Below are 25,141 nucleotides of genomic sequence, written 5' to 3'. Positions count from 1 at the left end.
TCGCGCGATGCGAACGGGAAAGGCGGTGATGAGCGTTTTCGAACACAATCTGTCGGAGCAGGGCAAGGTCATGCTGGTCGAGGACGATCCGATGATCCGCGCGCTCACCGCCGAGTGGATCGAAGACGCCGGCTACTCCGTCTCGGAATTTGCCAACGGTGGCGAGGCCTTGCGTGCCCTTGGCCGCGACGGGACCTGCCACGTGGCGGTGCTCGACCTGTCGCTGCCAGACATGCGCGGCGACGATCTGGCGCAGGCGCTGCGCGCGCTGCAGCCCGATCTCGGGCTTCTGTTTGCGACCGGCAATGTCGACGACCTGTCGGCGGCGGCGCTCGAGGGGCCGCGCACCGGGGTCCTGCGCAAGCCCTATTCAGCCCGCGACCTCGCCGAGGCGATCGGGAGCCTCGCGGCCTGAGTGGCCGCGCCGGGCATCCTTAGTCCTCGACCAGAAGGATGTGCAGCGTGGCCGGTCCGTGGACGCCGATCACGAGGCTGCCCTCGATGTCGGTGGTGCCGCTCGGGCCGGTGACGACGACGAGGTTGCGCGAGCGGGCGAGATCCGCCCCGGCCACCGCATCCTCGAGATAGGCGACGATGTCGCCCGCGCGCAGCACCGCGATGTGATGCAGCGGCAGGAAGGCATCGAGGATCGCCATTTCCGGCCCCGAGCGCAGGACGAGGCTCGCCGTCTCGGCGATTCCCCTCTCCACCAACGATACGGACACGCGATCGTCGACCTCGACGGAGGCGGCAAGGCCGGCCGCCGGCCAGTCGAGGCGCTCGAGATCGGGCAGCGGCTGGATTTTCAGCGTGGGCGCAATGCCAAGCGCGGCGAGGCGCCGCGCGCAGGCCGCCGGCACGTCGCCGAGGCTTGCGAGGCGCTCGGAGGATGCACCCGGCGGCAGGCGCTTCACGGCCGCCTCGAACAGGGTGACGAGATCGCCTTCCGGCAGACGCGGGCGCACGCGCTCGGGCTCTGACAGCAGTGCGTCGGCCTCGGCCCGGATGGCGGCGGGGTCCGCCGGCTGGCCCAGGGCTCGCCCGATCGCGCTGAAGATCGCATCGCGCGCACTCACCGTCCGCCCTCGCGCTTCTGCCGCGCGGCCTCCCGCTCTAGGAAGGTCGGCCCCGGAGGGGGCGCCGGCATGTCGCGGTGGAGCGTCCAGGCGCCGGCAAGACCCGGAAGCTTCGCGATCGCGCCGCGCCGGCCGCCTATCAAGCGCAGCACCCGGCCAGCCATCGCCGTGCTGAGGCGATAGAGGCGCGGGCGGGTGGCGGCGAGGGTGAAGAGGCTCAATCCATAGCGCATCGAGCGCGGCTCCAGTCCCTCGCGCCAGCTCCGCTCGCGCCAGCCCTTGATGAGCGTCGGCAGCGGAATATCGACCGGGCAGACCTCGCGGCAGCGTCCGTTCAGGGTGCAGGCGTGGGCAAGATCGCGGGTCTTCTCCGTCAGCCCGTCGAAGACCGGGGTGAGCACCGCGCCCATCGGGCCGGGATAGGTGCCGCCATAGGCGTGGCCGCCGATCTGGTTGAAGACCGGGCAATGGTTCATGCAGGCGCCGCAGCGGATGCAGCGGAGCATGTCGCGCAGCGCGTGGTCGGCGAGCATCCTCGTGCGCCCGTTGTCGACGAGGACGATGTGCATCTCCTCCGGCCCGTCGAGATCGCCCGCCCGCTTCGGCCCGGTGTGGAAGGTCGTGTACTGCGTGAGCGCCGCCCCCGTCGCCGAGCGTACGAGCAGCCGCAGCATCATCGCCGCATGACCCATCGAGGGCACCAGCTTCTCGATGCCGGCCGTCACGATGTGGACGCGTGGCGGCGTCGTCGTCATCTCCGCGTTGCCCTCGTTGGTCACGGTGCAGACCGAGCCCGTGTCGGCGACGAGGAAATTGGCGCCGGAGATGCCGACCTCGGCGGCGAGGAAGCGCCGGCGCAGGTGCCGCCTGGCGGAGGCGGCCATGGCTTCCGGCGTTTCCTCGCGGTGCGGCTCGGCGTGGGACGCCTTGAAGAGTTCGGAGATTTGCTCGCGCGTCTTGTGCATGGCCGGCCAGATGATGTGGCTCGGCCGCTCGCCCGCGAGCTGGACGATATGCTCGGCGAGATCCGTCTCGACCCGGCTGATGCCGGCCGCCTCCAGCGCGTGCGGCAGGCCGATCTCCTCGCCGAGCATGGATTTGGAACGCGTCGCACTTTTCGCCCCCGCCTTGCGGCAGAGATCGACGACGATGCGGCAGGCCTCGTCCGAGGTTGCCGCGTAGTGGACGACCGCCCCGTTCGCGGTCGCGTTCCGCTCGAACTCGGCGAGGTAGTGGCCGAGGTTGGCGACGACGTGGTCCTTGATCTGGCGACCGCGCTCGCGCGCCACCGCGAAGTCCGGCCACTGGCCGACGATCGCCGCGCGCTTGGTGCGGGCGGTGCCCGTGGTGCGGTCGATCGCGACCTTCAGCCAGTCGTCGGCGAGCGCCTCGCGGGTGCGGGCGTGAAAATCGAGCTCGGCCCGCTGGCTGGTGGCGCTCATCGTTTCGTCTCCCGGCCGGGCGCCTCGCCGATCGCCGGCGTCGCGAGCCGTCCGGTCAGCGCCTCCACCGTGTGGAAGGCCCGGACGCTCGAGCCACGCCGGCCGAGGCGCCCGGCCATGTTCATGAGGCAGCCGAGATCGCCGCCGAGGAGGATGTCGGCCCCGGTGCCCTCGATCGCGCGCGCCTTCTCGTCGACCACGGCGTTGGAGATCGCCGGATATTTCACGCAGAACGTGCCGCCGAAGCCGCAGCACACGTTGGCATCGGGCAGCGGCACCATTTCCAGTCCCGGAACGCTTCCCAAGAGCCGGCGCGGCTGGTCGTGGACGCCGAGTTCGCGCAGGCCCGAGCAGGTGTCGTGATAGGTCGCGCGCGCGTCGGCCGGACGGGTCGGCTCGGGATGGAAGCCGAGGACGTCGACGAGGAAGCTCGTGATCTCGAAGGCGCGCGCAGCCAGCCGCTCGGCGCGCGGGCCCCAGACTGCATCGCCCGCGAAGGTCTCGGGATAGGTGTGGCGGATCGTGCCGATGCAGGAGCCGGACGGGGCGACGACGTAGTCGTAGCCGTCCAGCGCCTCGATCTGGCGGCGGGCCATTGCCTGGCCATCCGCCTCGTCGCCGGAGTTGAAGGCGGGCTGGCCGCAGCAGGTCTGGTCGAGGGGCACCTCGACGCGGGCGCCGGCCGCGAGCAGCAGCTCGCGCGTCGCCTCGGCGACGGCCGGGCGCATCACGTTGACGAGGCAGGTCACGAAGAGCGCGACGCGCGGCGCTTGGCCGGCGGGCAGGCGCCCCGGCGTCGGATGGGTCTGCGCGGTCATGTCCTCGGCCAGTCCTCCCAGGCGATCCACTTCGGTTGTGGGGCCGGCCGCCCGGCGTTGCAAGCCGCTTCTCAAGCGCCCCGTACACCATGCGCGGGGATGCCCATAGGTGTCATGAGAGTTTCGCTTGGCGATCGGCGCAACCCATGCTTAACTTTTCCTCAACAGCAACGGAGGCCCAAGAAATGTTCGTTGTGCGCATGGACTACGAGGACGTCCGCAAGTTTCAGGCCTTCCGCTCGGTGGTGGACGCGCGCGCCCATGCCCGCCGCTGCCGTCAGGAGGACGACCTCGGCGAGGTCGGCATCCGCATCTTCGACGTGCCCGACACGGTGGACGCCGAGATCGCGGTGATGGCGGTGCGCGACGGGCTGGGCATTCCGGTCGGCGAGGCGGAGCCCGATGCGGCGCTGATCCTCGCCTCGATGGGGCTTGGCACCGGCCTCCGGATCTGACGATCTGTCGCACGGCTCGGGAACGCTGCGGCGTTCTGTCCGTTTTGCTTCACTGCAACCGGAGAGGAGCCGTTTCCCATGGCAACCGATGCATTTCAGCAGGGCAAGCTTGCCTTCCAGAACAACGTGCCGAAGTCGGCCTGCGAATATCCGGCCGGCTCGACACTGCGCAACGAATGGATGGAGGGTTGGTCGCAGGGGCTGAACGCACGCCCGGCGGACCATTCCCACGACGCCGGTCACGAGGGCGAAACGCGCCACTGACGGCTCGCACGACCCCTTATCTCATCACGTCCTCGTGAGGCTGGCGGAGCGATCCGTCGGCCTTGCGGCATTCTGCCTGAAGCCGCCAGCTGTGCACTGGCCGGATGTGTCGCGCGCCATAGGTTCCGAAGAGACGGGCGACGGCTCCTTGAGCATGTCGACCGTCGAGGGGGATCGCGGCGCGGGGGCGCCTCGTCGGTCCGAGCATGGGGGCCGACCTGAAACGCTTGCACACCCAATCTGCGTGGATCGCCCGATCGGTTGCCTTTGCAGGGGCCGCCCTCGTGCTTGCCGCCTGTCGCGGCCCGCAGTCGACCTTCGATCCGGCGGGCACCGAATCCGCCGAGGTCCTTCACCTCTTCTGGTGGATGCTGGGCGGCGCCGTCCTGATCTGGCTCTTCGTCATGGGCCTGTCGGTCTATGCGACGAAAGCGCATCCCAAGGCGCATAGCGAGCGGACCGGCACCAAGTTGATCCTTTGGGGCGGCGTCGCCTTTCCCGTGGTCGTCCTCACCGCGCTTCTCGTCTTCGGCCTCCAGATGATGCCGGGCTTTCGCGCGCCCGCTGATGGGCCGCGCATCGCGGTCTCGGGCGAGCGCTTCTGGTGGCGGGTGCACTACGAGGCGCCCGACACGCCGGGCGTCGCCAAGTTCCTGTCGGGCAAGGGCGTGCCTTCGGCCAACGAACTCTGGATCCCGGTCGGCAAGCGCACCGAGATCCTGCTGTCGAGCCCCGACGTCATCCATTCCTTCTGGGTGCCCAACATCGCCGGCAAGGTCGACACGATCCCCGGCCGCATCACGCGCATCGTCCTCGATCCGACCCGCACCGGTACGTTCCACGGCATCTGCGCCGAGTTCTGCGGCGACGCGCACGCGCAGATGCGCTTCGTGGTGAAGGTCGTCTCGGAGGCCGACTTCGCCGCGCGCGTCGAGGCCGAGCGGGCGCCCGCCGCCGTCCTCGATCATCCCGGCCGCACCGCCTTCGAGGCGAACGGCTGCGGCGCCTGCCATCAGGTGCGCGGCACGGGCTCGGTGGGCCTCGTCGGCCCCGACCTCACGCATCTGGCTTCACGTGAAACACTGGGCGCCGGCATCCTGCCGATGAGCGTCGACAACATCCAGCGCTTCATCGCGCTCACCGAACACGAGAAGCCGGGCGTCCAGATGCCGTCGTTCGCGACGCTGCCGCAGGCCGAGACCCGTTCCATGGCCGAATGGCTGGAGACTCTGAAATGAGCGCGGCCGTCGAACTCAACGCCATGCGTCGTCCGGGAGACCCGGATCAGGAGGACGAGGCCGTCCGCAAGGGGCAGCAGGAGCGCCTGATCAAGGTCTGGGACACCCCGCCCGGCTGGCGCTACTGGTCCGACGTCAACAACACGACGGTCGGCGTCTGGTACACGGTCACCTCCTTCGCCTTCATGCTGTTCGCGGGCGTCCTCGGCCTGATGATCCGCGTGCAGCTGGCGGTGCCCGAAAACGACTTCCTGTCGGCGACGATGTACAACCAGGTGTACACGCTGCACGGCACGGTGATGATGTTCCTCTTCGCCGTCCCGATCTTCGAGGCGGTGGCGGTGATCCTCCTGCCGCAGATGCTGGGCGCGCGCGACCTGCCGTTCCCGCGCCTGTCAGCCTTCGGCTACTGGTGCTTCCTGATCGGCGGCATCTTCGTGTGCGGCTCGATCTTCTTCGGACAGGCGCCCAATTCCGGCTGGTTCATGTATCCGCCGCTGACCACGCAGGCGCGTTTCACGCCGGGCTACGGCGCCGACATCTGGCTGCTCGGCCTGTCCTTCATCGAGGTCGCCTCGATCGCGGCAGCGGTGGAGCTCATCGTCGGCGCGCTGAAGTGCCGCCCGCCGGGCATGCGCCTCAACCTCATGCCGCTCTACGCCTGGTACGTCCTGGTCGTCGCGGCGATGATCCTCTTCGCCTTCCCGCCGCTGATCGCCGGCGACATCCTGTTCGAAATGGAGCGCCTGTTCGACTGGCCCTTCTTCGACCCGACGCGCGGCGGCGACCCGATGCTGTGGCAGCATCTGTTCTGGATCTTCGGCCATCCGGAGGTCTACATCATCTTCCTGCCGGCGATCGCGCTGCTGGCGATGATCATCCCGACCTTCGCGCGGCGCCCGCTGCTCGGCTATTCCTGGATCGTGCTGGCGGCGGTCGGCACCGGCTTCCTGAGCTTCGGGCTCTGGGTCCACCACATGTTCACGACGGGCCTTCCGGCGATCTCGCTCGGTTTCTTCTCGGCGGCGTCCGAGGCCGTCGCGATCCCCACGGGCGTCCAGATCTTCGTGTTCCTCGCCACCTGCCTTGCCGGCAACGTCATCTATTCCGTGCCGATGCTCTTCGTGTCGGGCGCGCTCGGCATCTTCGTGCTCGGCGGCCTCACCGGCGTCATGGTGGCGCTGGCGCCTTTCGACTGGCAGGTGCACGACACCTACTTCGTGGTGGCCCACCTCCACTACGTGATCCTCGGAGGTGTCCTCTTTCCGATCGTCGCCGGCATCTACTATTACTGGCCGATCGTCTCCTCGCGGAAGCTCCACGACAAGGCGGGCAAGATCGCGTTCTGGCTGATGTTCATCGGCTTCAACGTCGCGTTCTTCCCGATGCACTATTCCGGCATGATCGGCATGCCGCGACGGGTCTACACCTACCCCGCGGCGCTGGGGCTCGAGATCCCGAACCTCATCTCCACCGTCGGCGCCTTCGTCTTCGCCGCCGGCTTCCTCGTCGTCGTCGCCGACATGCTGCGGCCACGCAAGGACCCCTACGCCGACCGCAACCCCTGGAACGCCGGCACCATCGAGTGGTCGGGCGAGATCCCGGACCAGCCCTGGGGCGTGCGCTCGGTGCCGATCGTCAAGTCGCGCTATCCCCTCTGGGATCAGCCGGGCTTCGTCGACGACATGGACAAGGGGCGCTTCTACCTGCCGGACGCCGAGGAGGGAAAGCGCGAGACGCTGGTGACCAGCGTCCTCGATGCCGAGCCGATCCAGTGCCTGCGCGTGCCGGGACCCTCGTTCGTGCCGATGTGGGCGGCGATCTTCCTCGGCTCCTGCTTCATCGCCGCGACCTTCCACCTCTGGACGGTGACGATCGCGGCGCTCGTCATCGCGATCGCGGTGATCCTGTTCTGGCTCTGGAAGGCGACGGCCGTCGTCCCGGAGAAGGAGACGAAATACGTCGGCCTCGGACTGGAACTCCCGATCTACGTGTCGGGGCCGCATTCGGTGTCGTGGTGGGCGATGTTCATCACCATGCTGGGCGACGCGACGGCCTTCCTGTCGCTGTGCTTCGGCTACTATTTCTTCTTCACCGTCCATGCCGACTTCCCGCCGGCCGGGACGCAAGGCCCCGGCGTCCTGTGGCCGACCGTCTCGCTGGCGCTCTTCGCGCTCGCCTGGGGCGCCTGCCTCGTCTCGCACCGCGTCCTGAAGGGCGGCGGCGTCATGGGCGCCCGCGCGCTCCTCGGGCTCTCGTTCCTCGCCTCGCTCGGCGCGGGTGCAGCGCTTCTCTGGGGGCCGCATGCGACAGGGCTCCAGCCGACCGCCCACGTCTATCCCGCGACCGTCTGGATCCTCGCCATCTGGACCGCGATCCACGCCTTCGTCGGAACGCTGATGGTCGGCTACTGCCTCGCCCGCTCGTTCCGGGGCTTCCTCACGCCGCGCTACGACATCGACCTGTCAAACGTGACGCTCTACTGGCACTTCGCCATGGCGACCGGCCTCGTGACGGTGGCCACCATCGCCTACTTCCCGCTTGTCGCCGGTGGAGGCGTCTGATGCTCGGTCTGCGACGCGGCACGCGCGACAGTCTCATCACCATGATCGCGACGCCCACGGTGTGGGCGCTGCATTTCCTGTTCTGCTACATCGCGGCCGCGGTGGTCTGCGCGCCCAACACCAATATCTTCGAGCCGATCGGCGGCGTGCGCGCGGCGATCGCGGTGGCGACCTTCGCCAGCCTCGTCTTCTGCTGGTTCGCCGGGATCCGGGCCTGGCGCGAGTGGAAGCAGGCGGGCGGCAAGCCGCCGCACGACAAGCCGACCGACGACGACCGCGAACGGCAGATGGAACTGGCCTCCGTGCTCCTCTCGGGCCTGTCGTTCCTCGCCATCATCTTCACCGCGCTGCCGGCGCTGCTCGTGGCGGACTGCCGGTGAGCCCCGCCCTCAGCCGCCACGGGCCGCTCGCGGCCGGCCTCGCGCTTCTCCTGTTCCTTTGGGCGGGACCGTTGGTCGGGCGTGCCGAGACCTCGTTCGCCGCGCACATGATCCTCCACATGGGCCTCGTCGCCGTCGCGGCCCCCATCCTCGCCTTCGGGCTGACGCGCTCGGTGCCGGCGCTCGGCGCGCGCATCTCGCCGCGCTTTGCGATCCTCGCCGCCCTCGCCGAGTTCGTGCTGGTCTGGTCCTGGCACGCCCCGGCACTGCACGACGCGGCGCGCCGCGAGACATGGGTGCTCGTGATCGAGCAGGCCTCATTCCTGACGGCGGGCCTCCTCGTCTGGACTGCCGCCTTCGGCACGGCCGAGGGCGCGCGCGGGGCCCGGGCGGCCGGAGTCGCCGCCCTCCTGATGACCTCGATGCACATGACCCTTCTCGGCGCTCTTCTCCTCTTCGCGCCCCGCCCGCTCTATGCCTGCGGCGATCTCTGCTCGCCGCTCAGCATCCTGACGCCGCTCGAGGACCAGCAGCTCGGCGGCGTCCTGATGCTGATCGTCGGCGGCTCGGCCTATCTCGTGGGCGGCCTGTCGCTGCTCGCCCGTCTCCTCAACGAAAAGCGCGACGCGCAGGTGCCGGCATGAAGTGGACGCTGACGATCCGCCCCTGGCACCTCGTGGCCGCGCCCTTTGCGGCGGTCGGGGCCGCCCTTCTCGTCGGCGGCTCGGGCCTCGTGTCGGTCGCCGCCAATACCGGCCATTTCGCGCCCGTCGAGTGGTTCCTGCACTGGACGCTGCAGCGCGCCGTCGACACACAGTCGCTGCCGATCTCCAAGCCCGACGACGTGTCGCTCGAGGACCCGCTCCTCGTGCAGCGCGTCGCCGGCCACTTCGCCAGCGGCTGCGCGCCTTGCCACGGTGCGCCGGGCGAACTCCAGACACCGGTCGCGCGCGCGATGATGCCGCCCGTGCCACGTCTTGAGAACCAGGTCGGCGAATGGCGCGACCGCGAACTGTTCTGGATCGGCCGGCACGGCATCAAGTATTCCGGCATGCCGTCCTGGTCGACGCAGGACCGCCCCGACGAGGTCTGGGCGCTGGTCGCCTTCCTGCGCGCGCTGCCCGACATGACGCCTGAGCGCTACCGCGAGTTCGCCTATGGACGGCCGAGCGCCGAGCCGGGTCGCCCCGGCCTCCAGGCGCTGGGGCAGGCGGACGACACGGCGCTCGCCGACTGCGCCCGCTGCCATGGCGAGGACGGGCGTGGCGTCGGTCCCGCGGGCAGCTTCCCGCCGATCGGCGGCCAGTCGGAGGAGTATCTCTTCCGCACGCTCCAGGCCTTCTCGTCCGGCACGCGCCAGAGCGGCATCATGACGCCCGCCGCCGGTATCCACGACGAGGCGACGCTGCGACGCCTGGCTGCCCACTATGCCGCGCAGGCGCCGATCCCGGCACCGGCGGGGCCGCTCGGGCCCCCGGCGGGCGTCGCGATCGGCTACGAGGGCGCCGTGCGCCTGCCGCGCGGCTCGATCGGGCCGGACGCGCCCGCGGACGAGCCGGTGCCGACGGGCCCGGAGGCGGCGGTCGATCCGTCAGCCGCCCACGGCTACCCCGTCTCGACGAGCGGCCTGATGGAGCTTGGCCGCCGGATCGCCGAAGAGGGCCTGCCGCGCCAGAAGCTCGCCGCCTGCCAGACCTGCCACGGCGCCCATGCGGCTGCCACCAACCCGCTCTATCCGCGCCTCGACGGCCTGCCGGAATGGTACACCGCGACCCATCTCCAGATGTGGAAGGACCGCCATCGCGGCGGCACGCCGCTCGCCCACATCATGGAGACGATCGCGATCAACCTCACCGAGGAGCAGATCGACGCACTGGCGCTCTGGTACTCGCGGCGCGGCGACTGACGGGGCGGGCGCTTCCGAAGGCGCGCCCTTTCCGGCATGAAGAAGGTCCGACCGATTCGCGGGAGAAGGACCGGGACCCGATGGACGACCGCCCGACGGACGCCGCCACGTGACGGGTCCCCTGTTCCTCGGCCTCGACGCCGGCGGCACCGCCTGCCGCGCGCGGCTGGTGGATGCGTCCGGCCTCGTCTTCGGCGAGGGGCATGCCGGACCGGGGCAGGCGCGGCTCGGCGTCGAGGCGAGCTTCGAGGCGATGCTGACCGCGGCCCGCGAGGCGTGGCGCGCGGCCGGTCTCGGGCCCTTCGACTTCGCCCGCCTCCATGTCGGGGCCGGCGTCGCCGGGATCGAACGGATCGGCGTCGCCGACACCTTCGCCGCGCGGCCGCATCCCTTCGCCAGCCTCGTTTTTTCCGGTGACGGCGCGATCGCCTGCCTCGGGGCCCACGGCGGCGAGGACGGCGGCATCGTCGTGGCGGGCACCGGGTCGATCGGCTTCGGCCTTCTCGAAGGGCGCCTCCTGCGGTTCGGCGGCTACGGCTTTCCCGGCTCCGACGAGGGCTCGGGCGCCCGCATCGGGCTGGCGGCGGTGGAAGCGGCGTTCCGGGCGGTCGACGGTCGCCTGTCGGGCTCCGACCTCGCCGACGCCCTTCTGCAGCGCTTCGGCGGCGAGGCGCACGCGCTGACGCGCTGGTGCGACGGCGCCTCGGCGAGCGACTACGCGGCGCTGGCCCCGCTCGTCGTCGAGGCGGCAGCAAACGGCGACCGCGCGGCCGACGTGATCCTGCGCGCGGCCGCCCAGGCGATCGGCGATCTCGCTGACACGCTGCGCGATGCCGGCTGCGAGCGCGTGGCGCTGACCGGCGGGCTCGGGGCTCCACTGATCCCCTATCTGCCCGAGGGCCTTGCCGAGACGCTGGACGAGCCGCTCGGCGATCCGCTCGACGGCGCGCTGATCCTCGCCGGCCTCGAGCCGCCCGGCGCCGGGGATCGCTGAACGAAGACTGGCGCCGCTCCCCCCTCGGCCTATAGTCAGGCCCGATCCGAATCGCCCGACAGCAAGGACTGGACCCGATGAAGTCACGCGCCGCCGTCGCCTGGGAAGCAGGCAAGCCGCTCACGATCGAGACGGTCGACATCCGGGGGCCTCAAGCCGGCGAGGTGCTGGTCGAGATCATGGCGACGGGCGTCTGCCACACCGACGCATACACGCTGTCGGGCCTCGATTCCGAAGGCAAGTTCCCGGCGATCCTCGGCCACGAGGGCGCGGGCATCGTGCGCGAGGTGGGCGCGGGCGTCACGTCGGTGAAGCCCGGCGACCACGTCATCCCGCTCTACACGCCGGAATGCCGCAACTGTAAGAGCTGCCTGTCGCAGCGCACCAACCTCTGCACCGCAATCCGCTCGACGCAAGGCCAGGGCGTCATGCCCGACGGCTCCTCGCGCTTCCGCTGCGACGAGACGACCGTCTTCCACTACATGGGCTGCTCGACCTTCTCGAACTTCACCGTCCTGCCGGAGATCGCGGTGGCCAAGGTTCGCGAGGACGCCCCCTTCGACAAGATCTGCTACATCGGCTGCGGCGTGACGACGGGCATCGGCGCCGTGATCTACACCGCCAAGGTCTGGCCCGGCGCCAACGTCGTGGTGTTCGGCTTAGGCGGCATCGGCCTCAACGTGATCCAGGGCGCGCGCATGGTCGGCGCCGACAAGATCATCGGCGTCGACATCAATCCCGGCAAGGTCGAGATGGCGAAGAAGTTCGGCATGACCGACTTCGTCAACCCGCGCGAGGTCGGCAACGACAAGGTGGTCCAGGCGATCCTCGACCTCACCGGCGGCGGCGCCGACTTCTCGTTCGACGCGACCGGCAACACCGACGTCATGCGCCAGGCGCTGGAATGCTGCCATCGCGGCTGGGGCGAATCGATCATCATCGGCGTGGCGGAAGCCGGCAAGGAAATCTCGACCCGCCCGTTCCAGCTCGTCACCGGCCGCGTCTGGCGCGGCACGGCGTTCGGCGGCGCGCGCGGCCGGACCGACGTGCCGAAGATCGTCGACTGGTACATGGACGGCAAGATCAACATCGACGACCTCATCACCCACACGATGCCGCTCGACGAGATCAACACCGCCTTCGACCTCATGCACGAGGGCAAGTCGATCCGCTCGGTCGTCGTCTACTGAGCGTGATCGCAGAGACGCGCTGGCACTGGTCGGAGCTCCGCGATCTTACGGGCGTACAGGTCCACGATCTCCTGAAGCTGCGGCAGGACGTCTTCGTGGTGGAGCAGGCCTGCGCCTTCGCCGAGATCGACGGCTGCGACGGCGAGGCGCTGCACCTGCGGGCGCTGTCGGGCGACGACCTCGCCGGTGTCCTGCGCGTCTTCGCGCCGGACGGTGAGGGACGGGCCCGGATCGGGCGAATCGCGACCGCAGCCGGCTTCCGCGGCAGCGGCCTCGGCCACAGGATGATGGTTGAAGCGCTCCGGCTCTGCGCGGAGCGCTGGCCGGAGGCCGCGATCGACCTGTCGGCGCAGGCGCATCTGGAAACCTTCTATGCGCGTCATGGGTTCGTCACCATCTCGGATGCCTATCTGGAAGACGGCATCCCCCATCTCGACATGCGTCGCGCGCCGGCGGCGTAAGACCAACCGAAAGGACTGCTCATGCCCCTCGACGTGATCTCGGAAGCGAAGGCCCATGGTGGCACGCAAGGGGTGTACCGCCACCAGTCCCGCACCACCGACACGCCGATGACCTTCGCCGTGTTCACCCCGCCGCAGGCGCGGGACGGCAAGGTGCCGGTCCTCTGGTACCTGTCGGGTCTGACCTGCACGCACCAGAACGCGATGGACAAGGGCGAATTCCGCCGCGCGGCAGCCGAGCACGGCGTGATGATCGTCCTCTCCGACACCAGCCCGCGCGGGCCCGGCGTGCCGGACGAGGCGGACAACTGGCAGTTCGGCTCGGGCGCCGGCTTCTATGTCGACGCGACGCAGGCCCCCTATGCCGCCAACTACCGGATGTATTCCTATGTCACCGACGAGCTGCCGGGTTACGTCGCGACGCATTTTCCGGCGGACATGAACCGGCAGGGCATCTTCGGCCATTCCATGGGCGGGCACGGGGCGCTCATTGCCGCGCTGCGCAACCCGGACGCCTACAAGAGCGCCTCCGCCTTTGCGCCGATCGTCCAGCCGTCGACGGCCGACTGGTCGCGCCCGGCCTTCGAGAAGTATCTCGGCCGCGACCGCGCGACGTGGCGGCCCTACGATGCGACGCTCCTGATCGAGGACGGGCATCGCTTCCCGGAGTTCCTGGTCGATCAGGGGACAGTGGACCCGTATCTCGACGACGGCCTCCGCCCGCAGCTCCTGAAGGAGGCCTGCGACAAGGCGGGCATCCGCCTCACGCTCAACATGCGCGAGGGCTACGACCACTCCTACAACTTCATCTCGACCTTCATGGACGACCACATCGCCTGGCACGCCGAACGCCTGAAGCGCTAAGCGCGTTGGCGGGCGTTTCAACCGTTTCGATGGAACGCCCGCCCGTCATCCGTTAAACCCGTGGCACGAACAGGCACGTGGAGGGCGAATCGGATGAGCGGCAATCAGGCGGATCTCGGCGTCTTGGGCATGGGCACGATGGGCGCGAGCTTGGCGCTCAACTTCGCCGACAATGGCGGCTTCACCGTCGCCCTCGGCAACCGGACGACCGAGAAAACCTACGGAGTGCGCGACGACAACCCCGAGCTGGCCGAGCGACTCGTTCCGACCGATTCGATCGAGCACTTCGTCTCGACGCTCAAAAGCCCGCGCGTCGTGGTGCTGATGGTCAATGCCGGCAAGCCGGTGGACGACCAGATGGCGCTCGTCCTGCCGCATCTCGCTCCCGGCGACATCCTGATCGACGCCGGCAACGCCGACTTCAACGACACGGTGCGCCGCGAGAAGGCGGTCAAGCCGACCGGCGTCCATTTCGTCGGCATGGGCGTGTCGGGCGGCGAGGTCGGCGCGCGCAACGGCCCCTCGATCATGGTCGGCGGCGACCAGGCGGTGTGGCAGCGTCTGAAGCCGCTTCTCGAGCCGATCGCCGCCAAGTTCGACGGCTCGCCCTGCGTCGACTGGCTCGGCCCCGACGGCGCCGGCCATTTCGTCAAGACGATCCACAACGGCATCGAATATGCCGACATGCAGATGATCGCCGAAGTCTACGGCATCCTGCGCGATGCGGTCGGGCTCCGGCCGCAGGAGATGGCCGACATCTTCGCCGACTGGAACACGCGCGATCTCCAGTCCTACCTCATCGAGATCTCGTCGCTGGTGCTGGCCGAGCGCGACCCCGAGACCGGCGGGGCCCTCGTCGACCAGATCGTCGACGAGGCGGGCCAGAAGGGCACCGGGCGCTGGTCGGTGATCGAGGCGCAGAAGCTCGGCGTCGGCGCGACGACGCTGGAAGCGGCGGTCTCGGCACGCGGCATCTCGTCCCGCCGCGCCGAGCGGGCGGAGGCCGCGCGCATCTTCGGCGGCGTGAAGACCGCACGCGCCGAGTTCCACGCCGATCACGAGGGGCTGGCGGAACTCGAGGCCGCGCTCGTCGCCGCCAAGATCATCGCCTATGCGCAGGGCTATGCGACGCTCACTGAGGCCTCGAAGGAGTTCGGCTGGAACCTGCCGCTTGGCGAGATCGCGCGCATCTGGCGCGCCGGCTGCATCATCCGCTCGCGCTTTCTCGACGACATCACGCGGGCCTACGAGGCGGGCGACGTCGTCAACCTCCTGCTCGCGCCGAGCTTCACGAGCCGCATCGAGGGGGCCCAAGAGGCGCTGCGGCGCGTCGTCGCCAAGGCCTCGCTCGCCGGCATCCCGGTGCCGGCGCTCTCGGCAGCCCTCGCCTATTTCGACGACTACCGCCGGGCGCGCGGCACCACGAACCTCACGCAGGGCCAGCGCGACCTCTTCGGCGCCCACACCTTCCATCGCCTCAATCGCGAGGGGACCTTCCACCACAAGTGGCCGCAGGCGTAGGAACGCCGAGACCCGCCCTTGCAACGCCGCTCACGTTTCGTCAACTAAACGGGAGCGGCGTTGTCCGCTCGTCGCACCCGATTAGTTCGCCGTCCATGGGAAGACCGACCCGGTCTTCGATCTCATCCGACGACGAGGAACGCGACGATGCGACTGACCCTTCGATCCGGTGGCCTCGGCCTTCTTCTGGCCGGCACCCTGCTTGCCACCGGCGCCCTGGCGCAGGACACCAACAGCCAGGGCGAACGCCTGCCGCACGTGGACGGCAACGCGCCGGCCACCGGCACCGCCTCCTCGACGCAAGGGGCGGCCGCCGGCCAGCCGATCGAGACGGAAGCGGCCAACGCTCCCGATCAGCAGCCGGCCTTTGCCGGCCAGACCCGCGCGCCCCAGCCGACCGAACAGCCCGAGGTGACCACCGAGACGGTGGCCGAAGGCCTGCCCAACCTCTGGGCGCTGGAGTTCATGCCGGACGGGCGCATGCTCGTCACCGCCAAGGAAGGCAAGCTGATGATCCTGCCCGCGATGGGGCAGGAGGGCGAGCCGATCGAGGTGTCCGGCGTGCCCGAAGTCGATTCGCGCGAGCAGGGCGGCCTCCTCGACGTGGCGCTCGGGCCAAACTTCGCCTCGGACGGCATGATCTACTTCACCTTCTCCGAGCCGCGCGGAGCGGAGGGCAACGGCACCGCGCTCGCCAGCGCGAAGCTGACGACGGCGGACGGCTCGGCCAAGCTCGACGACGTCAAGGTCATCTTCCAGCAGATGCCGAGCTACGAGGGCAACAAGCACTTCGGCTCGCGCATCGTCTTCGATGGCGAGGGCAAGATCTTCCTCGGCGTCGGCGAGCGGTCCGACGACCCGATCCGGGATCAGGCGCAGGACCTGAATTCGGGTCTCGGTAAGGTCTTCCGGATCAATGCCGACGGTTCGATCCCGGCCGACAACCCGTTCGTCAACCAGGACAATGCGCAGGACGCGATCTGGAGCTACGGTCACCGCAACATCCAGTCCGCTGCGCTCGACGCCGACGGCCGTCTCTGGACGATCGAGCACGGGCCGCGCGGCGGCGACGAGCTGAACGCGCCGGAAGCCGGCAAGAACTACGGCTGGCCGGTGATCACCTACGGCATCGAGTACGGCGGCGCCGAGGTGAACGAGGGCATCACTGCCAAGGACGGCATGGAACAGCCGGCCTACTACTGGGATCCGGTCATCGGCCCGTCCGGCATGGCGCTCTATCAGGGCTCCGAGTTCCCCGAGTGGGAGAACGCTTTCCTGGTCGGCGGTCTGGTGACGCAGGGCCTCGTGGTGCTGTCCATGAACGGCGAAGGTCGGGTGGCGACCGAGGCGCGCGTGCCGCTCGAGGCGCGCATCCGCGACGTCAAAGTCGGTCCGGACGGGGCGGTCTATGCGGTGACCGAGACGCGGGGCGGCGGCGGCTCGACGATCGTGCGGCTGACGAAGGCCTGATCTCCACAAGGGAGAGATGAGACGATGGCCCGGGACCGGACAGCCGGTTCCGGGCCTTGTCGTTTCGCGGCGGTCAGAGCGCGAGGGGCCAGCCGCCCTCGCGTGTCTCCAGGATGCGCACCGGGTCGCCGACGCGAACCGTGCCGACGCCCTGTGCCACGGCGTTCCAGCCGAACAGGACGCCGGGCGCCCGCTGGACGCCGGAGCGACGGAAGCGCCCGAGCGCGGCGAGCGGCTCCTTGCCCGTGCGCCGGCCCTCGTCCTGATCGACGGTCGTCACCGCGCAGCGCGCGCAGGGCTTCACGAGGTCGATCACCATGTCGCCGACCGCGATCCGGGCCCAGCCGTCTTCGGCGAAGGGATCCGTGCCGTCGATCACGATGTTGGGCCGGAAGCGGCTCATCGGTACGGCCTCGCCGCCGGTGGAGACGATCCGCCGGTTGAGATCGCGCAGCGAGGCCGTGGTGGCGACCAGCAGCGGGAAGCCGTCGGCAAAGCCGACCGGATGATCCTCGGCGGTCCAGTCGCGCGAGACGGTGCGCTGCGAGCGCGCGTCGAAATGCGCGAGCCGCACGGGGAGGCCAAGCCAGCGCGACAGAGCGGCATCCGTGTCCGCGCCGGCGGCGGCGGCGTCCACCGTGTCGCTCCAGACGGTGACCGCCATGCGCTCCTCGCCGTCCGGCGTCGCCACGAAGCGCTCGCCACCGTCCGACCCCTTGATGCCGGGAAACGACAGGTGCAGCCCGTCCGCGTCGGGCTCGGCGTCGAGGAGCGCGAGCGGTGGATTCTCGCGCTGCGACAGGAAGCGCCCCGTGGCATCGACCAGCATCCAGCGCCGGTCGCCCCGGAGCCCCATCGGCTCGAGCCGCACGCTGGCGGGATGGCGGGCGCGCCCGCCCTTGACCGGATGGATGGCGAGCGTCGAGACCTGCATCGGTCGTTCCTCCTCTTCCGGAAGCCGCTCCTAGTCGGTCGCCGCTTCCAGTGCTTCCATGTCGTCGTCCGACAGGCCGAAATGGTGCCCGATCTCGTGGATCAGAACATGGGCGACCAGCGTGCCGAGGCTTTCCTCATGCTCCGCCCAATAGTCGAGGATTGGGCGGCGGTACAGGAGGATGCGGTTGGGCATCTCGCCGGTCTGGGGCGTGCCGAGCGCGCCGACGGCGCGGCCCTCGAAGAGGCCGAGAATGTCGAAGGGGCTTTCGAGGCCCATCTCCTCCACCACCTCGTCCTCGGGAAAGTCGGCGACGTGGAAGCGGATCTCGCCCGACAGGGCGCGGAATTCCGACGGCAGTGCGGCATAGGCCTCGATCGCCAGCGCCTCGATCTCCTCGAGGCTCGGCGACAGCCTTCGCGCCCAGTCGCCGGTCTGGTCCCTTTGGCCCATGCGGCTCTCCTCCCTGGCGGTTCCCATCCGTAGCCCCCCGCGTCTTAAGCCATCGCGCCCTGGAGCACCACGACCTTGGTGCCGTCGAGGACGCGGCGATGGAGGTCGATCACATCCTGGTTGAGAAGCCGTATGCAGCCCGACGAGACGGACTGGCCGATCGACCAGTCCTCGTTGGTGCCGTGGATGCGGTAGAGCGTGTCCTCGCCGCCCCGGAAGAGGTAGAGCGCCCGCGCGCCGAGCGGGTTGGTAGGCCCCGGCTCCATGCCCGCGCCGAGGTGGCCGTAGCGGGCGGGCTCGCGCGCCATCATCGCGTCGGTCGGGCGCCAGCGCGGCCAGGCGCGCTTGTACTGGACCCGCGCCTCGCCCTCGAAGGCAAGACCCGCCTTGCCGACGCCAATCCCGTAACGCAGCGCCCGGTCGCCCTCCATCTGAAGGTAGAGGAAGCGCGCGGGCGTATCGACGATCAGCGTCCCGGGGATTTCGCCGCTCCGGTAGGCGACCTCCTGCCGGTAGAAGCGCGGGTCGATCTTCGTCAGGTCGGGAGCGGGAACCGGGAAGGGCTCGCCTGTCACCGGCGCGTACATGGCAAGATAGTAGGGATCGACGACACGTCTGGGCGCAGCGGGCGCCACGTCGCCGAGGCGTCCTGACACGCAGCCGGCCAGAAACAGCGGCGCGCCGGCAAGGAGGGATCGACGGGTCAGGGGCATGGGCGGGCGTCTTCGGATTGGTGACAACGGGTGGAGAGCTCCTCCTGCCTGTCGGTCACGCCACACCGCAACGCCGCATCGCTGGTCCTGACGCGATCGTGACAGTGTGACGCCGGGCCCAAGAGGCGGCCGCCGTCGTCCACCGGAATTCGTTCCCTATCAACAGGAAAATAATCTTGGCCGCCGTCTCCTTGACTCCGGGGGGCGACTCGGAAATTTCCTAGAACATATGAGGAACACGAAGGCGGCCATGAACCCATCCGCCGATGGAGACCGGCATGACCTGGACCACTGGACCGCGACGACGACCGGGCCTGGAGCCCGTAGATACCCCGGATGAAAGGCGTCCCGCAACCGACGCGACAGAGGACGCTGGGGTGGGGCCGGGCGGTGAGCCCGACCGCGCACGCGCCGCGACGCTTTCGGCGCTGCGCCAGGCGATTGGGCGGATCGAAGGGGCGCCGTTCGCGCGCGGCGTGCCGGATGGGGAGGACGAAAAACCCAATGACGACGATCGTCTGGCGCTGGGCGCGCCGGCCTTCGACGCCGCGCTCGGAGGCGGGCTGCCGCGCGCGGGGCTGGTGGAAGCGCGCACGCTCGCCATGCGCGACGGCGGCGCGGGCGTCGGCTTCGCGCTGGCGCTCGGCATCCGCCTCGGCGCCTCGGCGCGCCGTCCGCTGATCTGGATCGCGGCGGCCGATGCGCTCGCCGAAGGCGGCATGCCCTATCGCGAGGGGCTCGCCCATTTCGGCCTCGACCCCGACGCTCTGGTCGTGGTGCGCGCACGCCGCATCGTGGACGCGGCCTGGGCGGGCGAGGAAGCCGCGCGTTCGGGCGCCGCCGCGCTGGTCGTGGTCGAATTGCGCGGCAATCCGACGCTTCTCGGGCTGGAGGGCACGCGGCGCCTCCACACCCGCGCCCGGGAGGCGGGCGGCGCGGTGATGCTCCTGCGCCAGGGCGGCGAGCCGGAAGCCACCGCCGCCCCCGTCCGCGTGCTGGTCGAGCCGGTGCGCGCCGCCCCCGTGCCGGGGCTGGAATCGCTGCCCTTGATCGGCTGCCCCCGTTTTTCCCTGTCGCTTGAAAAGGCGCGGGGACTGTCGCCCCGAACGCTCTGCCTGGAGTGGGATCCCCATGACCGACGCTTCCTCGACCACGACCCCCTCCGGCGCGCGGCCGGGCGAATTCCTGGCGCTCCGGCTGACGCGGCTGCCCTGCGACCGGATCCGGCGCGAGGAACTGGGGCGCTCGTGGCGCTGCGGTCCCTTCGCGGTGGCGCGGCGGGGGAGGATGCCGCGCACCGACGCTTCGGCGCGGCCTGACCTCCTGCCGGTGCCGCTCGGCGCTGGCAACGGGCATCGCCCGCCGGACGCGGGCAGGGGACACACCCCGCCGGACGTGGGCAGGGGGTACAAGCCGTCTGACGTGGGGCAGGCGGCGGACATGCCGGAGGCCGACATCCCGCCGCTCGCGCTCTTCACCCGCGAGGACCGGGCCGAGCGGATCGTATCCTCGTGCGAGCGCGCCGAGGCGCTCGGCCTCGTGCCCGGCCTCGGCCTTGCGGAAGCGCGCGCCCGCTTTCCCCACGTGGACTACCGGCCGGCCGACGCGGCGGCCGACCGGCGTCTCCTCGACGCGGTGGCCGACTGGTGCGACCGCTACACGCCGCTCGTCGCCCTCGACGGCGCCGACGGCCTCGTTCTCGATCTGACGGGCGCGTCCCACCTTTTCGGCGGAGCGGGCGCTCTCCGAGACGATCTCGTCTCTCGGCTGGAGCGCCAGGGCTTTGCGGTCGAGGCAGCGGTCGCCGCCCATCCCGGCACGGCGCGCGCCTGCGTCGGCGTGGCCGGGGCGGCGCGCCTCGTGGCGAGCGGAGACGAGCGTGCCGCGGTGGAGGGCCTACCCGTGGGAAGCGGCCTGCGGCTCGACACGGAGACCGCCGCACGGCTCCACCGGCTCGGCCTTCGCCGGGTGCGCGATCTCCTTGCGCTGCCGCGCGCCGCCCTCCACCGCCGCTTCGGCCCCGACATCGCCCGCCGGCTGGACGAGGCGACGGGCGCCGCCCGCCGTCCGATCGAGCCGCGCCGGGCGGTCGCGCTCCTCATCCGCGAGCGCCGCCTGTTCGAGCCGGTGAGCTTGCCCGAAGACATCCTGCGCATCGCGACCCACCTGGCCGCCCGGCTGTGCGAGACCTTGGCCGAGCGCGGCGAGGGCCTGCGCGAGGCGGAGCTCGCGCTGTTTCGCGTCGACGGGCATGTCGAGCGCCTCCTGGTGCGCTCGGGGGCCCCGTTGCGCGATCCCGCCCGGATCGCGCGTCTCTTCGCCGAGCGGCTGAAGGCCTGCGGGGACGAGATCGACGCCGGCTTCGGCTTCGACCTCCTGCGCCTGTCGGTTCTGGCGGCGGATGCGATGGCGGACCGGCAGGAGGACCTCGAGGACGCGGGCGCGCGGCCCGCCGAGGAACTCGGCGCGCTGATCGATCGCCTAGGGACGCGGCTCGGCGAGTCGGCGGTGTTCGCCTTCGCGCCCGAGGACCGGCACCGGCCGGAGGCCGCGCAGCGGCGCGTCGCCCCGATCGGGACGGGCGGTTCCGGCGTGGAGGCCGATCTCGCGCCGCGCCCCTTGCGCCTCTTCGCCCGGCCGGAAGCGGTGGAGGCGACGGCCGAGGTGCCGGACGGGCCGATCCGCCAGTTCCGCTGGCGCCGCGCCTTTTACCGTGTCGGCCGGATCGAGGGTCCCGAGCGGATCGCGCCGGAATGGTGGCTCGGGGATGTGGGCGCGAGCCGCGACTACTTCCGCGTCGAGGACGAGGCCGGTCGGCGCTACTGGCTGTTTCGCCAAGGCGCGGGCGAGGGCGCACCGTCCGGCTGGTTCCTGCACGGTCTCTTCGCATGAACGGCGAGCCGCCGGTCGAGCCGCTCGCGCCCGGTCCCGGCTTCTGCGAGATCGGGGCGGCCTCGAACTTCTCCTTCCTGCGCGGCGCCTCCAAGCCCGGCGAGATGGTGGTCGCGGCCGAGGCGCTGCGGCTCGGCGGGCTCGGCCTTGCCGACCGCAACACGGTGGCCGGCGTGGTGCGCGCGCATGGGCAGGCGCGAGTGCAGCGGTTCCCTTTCCGTCCTGGCGCGCGGCTGGTCTTTGCCGACGCGACGCCCGACGTCTTCGCCTATCCGCGCGACCGCGCCGGCTGGGCGCAGCTCTGCCGCCTCCTGACCACCGGCAACCTGCGCGCCCGCAAGGGCGACTGCATCCTTCACCTTTCCGATCTTCTGGAACGGGGCGAGGGGATCAACCTCGCCGTCCTCGCCCCCGACGGGCTCGGGCGCGACGGACCGACGGGGACGGGCGCCACCGAGCGGCTCGAGGCGGCGCTCGGCCCCTTGCGCGCGGCCTTTCCCCGCACCGTCCGCCTCGCTGTCGCCCCGCGCCACGACGGGGGCGACGCGCGCCGCCTCGGCCGGGCGGCGGCGCTCGCCAGGACGTGGGGCACGCCGCTTCTCGCCACCAACGACGCCCTGTTCCACGGGGCCGAGCGGCGCCCGCTCGCCGACGTCGTGGCGGCGATCCGCGAGCACGTGCCGCTGGCGGGAGCCGGCCGAGCGATCCTCTCGGCCCATGGCGAGCGGCGGCTGAAGCACGAGGGCGAGATGCTGCGCCTGTTTCGCGGCTTCGAGCCGGCGATCGTCGAGGCGCGCCGCTTCTTCGAGGAGCTTCGCTTCGACCTCGCGACCCTCCAGTACGACTATCCCGACGAGGCGCTGCGCCTCGGCGTCTCGCCGCTGGAGGAACTGCGGCGCCTAGCCTATAAGGGCGCGCACTGGCGCTATCCCGGCGGCGTGCCGGCGCGGATCTTTCCGCAAATCGAGCGCGAGCTCGCGCTCATCGCGCGCAAGAAATACGAGCCCTACTTCCTCACCGTCCATCGCATCGTCCAGGCCGCGCGCGGGATGGGCATCCTGTGCCAGGGGCGCGGGTCGGCGGCCAATTCCACGGTCTGCTACTGCATCGGCATCACCGAGGTGGACCCGGAAAAGGCCGGCCTCCTCTTCGACCGCTTCCTGTCGGACGAGCGCGACGAGCCGCCCGACATCGACGTCGACTTCGAGCACGAGCGCCGCGACGAGGTAATTAACTGGATCTACGACGCCTACGGGCGCGATTCGGCGGCGATCGCGGCGACCGTCATCTCCTATCGCGCGCGCTCGTCATTGCGCGAGGTCGGCAAGGCCTTCGGCCTGTCGGAGGATGCCGTCTCGGCCCTGTCGGGCTCGGTCTGGGGCTACGGCCCCGCCGACATGGGCACGCGCGAGACCGATGCCGCCGGCCTGTCGGCGGAGGACCCGACGACGCAGAATGTCCTCGCCTATGCGCGGGCGCTGAACGAGTTTCCCCGCCATCTCTCGCAGCATGTCGGCGGCTTCGTGCTGACGCGCGGGCGCGTCGACGAGACGGTGCCGATCCACAATACAGGCTCCAAGGGCCGGATCATCGTGGAATGGGACAAGGACGATCTCGACGAGCTGAAGATCCTCAAGATCGACATCCTGGCGCTCGGCATGCTGAGCGCCCTGCGCCGCGCCTTCGACATGCTGAACACGCTCTACCCCGGCGAGGCGACGCTGGACGGGCGCCCCGCCTCGCTCGACACGCTGCCGATGGAGGCGCCGGGCCAGCCGGTCTGGCGGATGACCCATCGCGCCGACACGCTCGGCACGTTCCAGATCGAATCCAGAGCGCAGATGACGATGCTGCCGAAGCTGAAGCCCAACGTCTTCTACGACCTCGTGATCCAGGTCGCGATCGTGCGGCCCGGCCCGATCCAGGGCGACATGGTGCACCCCTACCTGCGCCGGCGCATGGGGCTCGAGCCCGTCGACTATCCGAAGGAGGAATTGCGCGAGATCCTGGAGCGCACCTGCGGCGTGCCGCTCTTCCAGGAGCAGGCGATGCGCATCGCCATGGTGGCGGGCGGCTTCACCGGGGCGGAGGCCGACAAGCTACGCCGCGCCATGGCGACGTTCCGGCGTACGGGGCAGGTGAAGGATTTTCGCGAGCGCATGGTCTCCGGCATGCTGCGGAACGGTTACACGCATGAGTTCGCCGAGCGCTGCTTCAGCCAGATCGAGGGCTTTGGCGAATACGGCTTTCCCGAAAGCCATGCGGCGTCCTTCGCGCTCCTCGTCTACGCCTCGGCCTTCATCAAGTGCCACTATCCCGATGTCTTCTGCGCCGCGATCCTGAACGCGCAGCCGATGGGCTTCTACGCGCCGGCCCAGTTGGTGCGCGACGCGCGCGAGCACGGGGTGGAGGTGCGCCCCGTCTGCGTCAACGCCTCGTCTTGGGACTCGGCGCTGGAGCCCTGCGCCTTCGATCCCGCCGCCGTCTTTCCGCGCCACCGCGAGGCGGCGGCCGCGATCCGCACGCGCCATGCGGTGCGGCTCGGCTTCCGGCAGGTGAAGGGCCTGTCGGAGACCGAGATCCGGCGCCTCGTCTGGGTGCGCGACACGTCGGGTCCGTTCGATTCGGTGCGCGAACTTTGGCTGCGTACCGGCCTGTCGCGGCAGGCGGTGGAGCGGCTGGCCGACGCCGACGCCTTTGCGGGTCTCGGTCTGGCGCGGCGCGACGCGCTCTGGGCGGCGCGGGCCTTGAGCGAGGGCGCGGCGGCCGAGCGCCTGCCCCTCTTCGAAGGCCTTGGCGAGGTGACGGCCGAGCCCGAGGTCACGCTTCCCGCGATGCCGCTCGGCGAGGCCGTGGTCAACGACTACCGCTTCCTGTCCCTGTCCCTGAAGGCGCATCCCGTGTCCTTCCTGCGCGAGGACCTTCGGGCGCGCGGCATCGCCCCGGCGCAGACGCTCGACACCGTGCGCTCCGGCCGGCGCGCCAGCGTGGCCGGGCTCGTCCTGGTGCGCCAGCGGCCGGGTTCGGCCAAGGGCGTCATCTTCATGACGGTGGAGGACGAGACGGGCGTCGCTAACATCGTGGTCTGGACCAAGGTCTTCGAACGCTTCCGCCCGGTGGTGCTCGGCGCGCGGCTGGTGCGCGTCTCGGGCCGGGTCCAGGCCGACCGCGGCGTGATCCATCTCGTCGCCGAGACGATTGAGGACCTGACGCCGCTCCTGTCGCGGCTTGCCGACCGCGGGCTGGAGGGCGCCCGCATCCTGCAGCCGACCGACCACGTGAAGAGCCCGCTCCGCCGCCATCCGGAGCCGCGGCACGCGGCCGCCATGCCGGACGACGACCTGACCGAGGCTGCCGCAGCGCTCGGCGCGGTGCTGGCCTCGGCCGACGAGGTGCGCCGCCCGGCCCGTGTCGTCCTGCCCTCGACGCGCGACGTCGACGAGGAGACGGTGAAAGGCATGCGCGCCGTCTTGCCCAAGGGGCGCAATTTTCACTAGAGGCTGGAG

At 70.4% G+C, this 25,141-nt stretch carries 23 protein-coding genes; 17 read left to right on the top strand and 6 right to left on the bottom strand.

Annotated elements, in window-relative coordinates:
- Positions 1-28 precede the first annotated feature (28 nt).
- A complete protein-coding gene (locus BM175_RS18810) occupies positions 29-415 on the top strand; it encodes a response regulator (protein ID WP_175526919.1) in 387 nt (128 codons plus the stop codon).
- Positions 416-434: 19 nt separating this feature from the next.
- Here the strand turns inward: BM175_RS18810 and BM175_RS18805 are convergent, their stop codons facing one another.
- The 3 genes from BM175_RS18805 to BM175_RS18795 are packed head-to-tail and all read right to left on the bottom strand — an operon-like array spanning position 435 to position 3,336.
- Positions 435-1,076, bottom strand: a complete 642-nt coding sequence (locus BM175_RS18805; RefSeq protein WP_090965804.1) for a LutC/YkgG family protein — start codon at positions 1,074-1,076, stop codon at positions 435-437.
- Positions 1,073-2,518: a LutB/LldF family L-lactate oxidation iron-sulfur protein gene (locus BM175_RS18800; protein ID WP_090965802.1), complete on the bottom strand. Its 1,446-nt coding sequence runs from the start codon at positions 2,516-2,518 to the stop codon at positions 1,073-1,075. Before BM175_RS18800 ends, BM175_RS18805 begins: the two co-directional genes overlap by 4 nt.
- Complete coding sequence (locus BM175_RS18795; RefSeq protein ID WP_090965800.1) at positions 2,515-3,336, bottom strand: (Fe-S)-binding protein; 822 nt, start codon at positions 3,334-3,336, stop codon at positions 2,515-2,517. The genes BM175_RS18800 and BM175_RS18795 overlap by 4 nt, the downstream gene beginning before the upstream one ends.
- A 185-nt stretch (positions 3,337-3,521) precedes the next feature.
- Here BM175_RS18795 and BM175_RS18790 point away from each other — a divergent pair, with 185 nt between their 5' ends.
- The 13 genes from BM175_RS18790 (at position 3,522) to BM175_RS18730 (ending at position 16,643) form a co-directional block, all read left to right on the top strand.
- A complete protein-coding gene (locus BM175_RS18790) occupies positions 3,522-3,791 on the top strand; it encodes a hypothetical protein (protein WP_090965798.1) in 270 nt (89 codons plus the stop codon).
- 78 nt (positions 3,792-3,869) lie between these two features.
- Positions 3,870-4,055 (top strand): ribosome modulation factor, encoded by a 186-nt coding sequence (locus tag BM175_RS18785; protein WP_090965796.1) that lies wholly within the window; start codon positions 3,870-3,872, stop codon positions 4,053-4,055.
- 284 nt (positions 4,056-4,339) lie between these two features.
- Positions 4,340-5,293 (top strand): cytochrome c oxidase subunit II, encoded by a 954-nt coding sequence (locus BM175_RS18780; RefSeq protein ID WP_244546077.1) that lies wholly within the window; start codon positions 4,340-4,342, stop codon positions 5,291-5,293.
- Positions 5,294-5,316: 23 nt separating this feature from the next.
- Positions 5,317-7,857 carry a cytochrome c oxidase subunit I gene (gene ctaD / locus BM175_RS18775; RefSeq protein WP_244546079.1) on the top strand — a complete coding sequence of 847 codons (2,541 nt, stop codon included), beginning with the start codon at positions 5,317-5,319 and terminating at the stop codon, positions 7,855-7,857.
- Positions 7,857-8,237 carry a hypothetical protein gene (locus BM175_RS18770; protein WP_090965791.1) on the top strand — a complete coding sequence of 127 codons (381 nt, stop codon included), beginning with the start codon at positions 7,857-7,859 and terminating at the stop codon, positions 8,235-8,237. The genes ctaD and BM175_RS18770 overlap by 1 nt, the downstream gene beginning before the upstream one ends.
- Entirely contained in the window at positions 8,234-8,881 is a 648-nt protein-coding gene (locus BM175_RS18765; protein ID WP_090965789.1) for a cytochrome c oxidase assembly protein, read from the top strand. The genes BM175_RS18770 and BM175_RS18765 overlap by 4 nt, the downstream gene beginning before the upstream one ends.
- Complete coding sequence (locus BM175_RS18760; RefSeq protein ID WP_090965787.1) at positions 8,878-10,143, top strand: c-type cytochrome; 1,266 nt, start codon at positions 8,878-8,880, stop codon at positions 10,141-10,143. Before BM175_RS18765 ends, BM175_RS18760 begins: the two co-directional genes overlap by 4 nt.
- 109 nt (positions 10,144-10,252) lie before the next feature.
- Positions 10,253-11,137 (top strand): glucosamine kinase nucleotide-binding domain-containing protein, encoded by an 885-nt coding sequence (locus BM175_RS18755; RefSeq protein WP_090965785.1) that lies wholly within the window; start codon positions 10,253-10,255, stop codon positions 11,135-11,137.
- 77 nt (positions 11,138-11,214) lie between these two features.
- Positions 11,215-12,327: an S-(hydroxymethyl)glutathione dehydrogenase/class III alcohol dehydrogenase gene (locus BM175_RS18750; protein ID WP_090965783.1), complete on the top strand. Its 1,113-nt coding sequence runs from the start codon at positions 11,215-11,217 to the stop codon at positions 12,325-12,327.
- A gap of 5 nt (positions 12,328-12,332) precedes the next feature.
- The gene (locus tag BM175_RS18745; RefSeq protein ID WP_090965859.1) at positions 12,333-12,788 is read left to right on the top strand and encodes a GNAT family N-acetyltransferase; all 456 of its coding nucleotides are present in this window, start codon (positions 12,333-12,335) and stop codon (positions 12,786-12,788) included.
- Between the two features lie 21 nt (positions 12,789-12,809).
- Positions 12,810-13,652, top strand: coding sequence for an S-formylglutathione hydrolase (gene fghA / locus BM175_RS18740; protein ID WP_090965781.1), 843 nt, complete (start codon positions 12,810-12,812; stop codon positions 13,650-13,652).
- A gap of 93 nt (positions 13,653-13,745) precedes the next feature.
- Complete coding sequence (gene gndA / locus BM175_RS18735; protein WP_090965780.1) at positions 13,746-15,173, top strand: NADP-dependent phosphogluconate dehydrogenase; 1,428 nt, start codon at positions 13,746-13,748, stop codon at positions 15,171-15,173.
- A gap of 147 nt (positions 15,174-15,320) precedes the next feature.
- Positions 15,321-16,643 carry a PQQ-dependent sugar dehydrogenase gene (locus tag BM175_RS18730; RefSeq protein WP_090965778.1) on the top strand — a complete coding sequence of 441 codons (1,323 nt, stop codon included), beginning with the start codon at positions 15,321-15,323 and terminating at the stop codon, positions 16,641-16,643.
- Between the two features lie 73 nt (positions 16,644-16,716).
- Here the strand turns inward: BM175_RS18730 and BM175_RS18725 are convergent, their stop codons facing one another.
- The 3 genes from BM175_RS18725 to BM175_RS18715 are packed head-to-tail and all read right to left on the bottom strand — an operon-like array spanning position 16,717 to position 18,743.
- Complete coding sequence (locus BM175_RS18725) at positions 16,717-17,577, bottom strand: MOSC domain-containing protein (RefSeq protein WP_090965776.1); 861 nt, start codon at positions 17,575-17,577, stop codon at positions 16,717-16,719.
- A gap of 30 nt (positions 17,578-17,607) precedes the next feature.
- Positions 17,608-18,030 carry a metallopeptidase family protein gene (locus tag BM175_RS18720; protein ID WP_090965774.1) on the bottom strand — a complete coding sequence of 141 codons (423 nt, stop codon included), beginning with the start codon at positions 18,028-18,030 and terminating at the stop codon, positions 17,608-17,610.
- 44 nt (positions 18,031-18,074) lie between these two features.
- A complete protein-coding gene (locus tag BM175_RS18715) occupies positions 18,075-18,743 on the bottom strand; it encodes a L,D-transpeptidase (protein ID WP_090965772.1) in 669 nt (222 codons plus the stop codon).
- A 377-nt stretch (positions 18,744-19,120) separates the two neighbouring features.
- Here BM175_RS18715 and BM175_RS23375 point away from each other — a divergent pair, with 377 nt between their 5' ends.
- From BM175_RS23375 to BM175_RS18700, 3 genes are read left to right on the top strand one after another with little or no spacing between them, the layout of a single operon-like run.
- Positions 19,121-20,062: an ImuA family protein gene (locus BM175_RS23375; protein WP_090965770.1), complete on the top strand. Its 942-nt coding sequence runs from the start codon at positions 19,121-19,123 to the stop codon at positions 20,060-20,062.
- Positions 20,031-21,635, top strand: a complete 1,605-nt coding sequence (locus BM175_RS18705) for a Y-family DNA polymerase (protein WP_425285293.1) — start codon at positions 20,031-20,033, stop codon at positions 21,633-21,635. The genes BM175_RS23375 and BM175_RS18705 overlap by 32 nt, the downstream gene beginning before the upstream one ends.
- On the top strand, positions 21,632-25,132 hold the full coding sequence (locus BM175_RS18700) for an error-prone DNA polymerase (RefSeq protein WP_090965768.1): 3,501 nt from the start codon (positions 21,632-21,634) through the stop codon (positions 25,130-25,132). Before BM175_RS18705 ends, BM175_RS18700 begins: the two co-directional genes overlap by 4 nt.
- The last annotated feature ends 9 nt before the right edge of the window (positions 25,133-25,141 follow it).

Source organism: Aureimonas phyllosphaerae, from assembly GCF_900113065.1.
Classification (GTDB): Bacteria; Pseudomonadota; Alphaproteobacteria; order Rhizobiales; family Rhizobiaceae; genus Aureimonas; species Aureimonas phyllosphaerae.
This window is presented reverse-complemented; position numbering and strand designations above follow the sequence as displayed.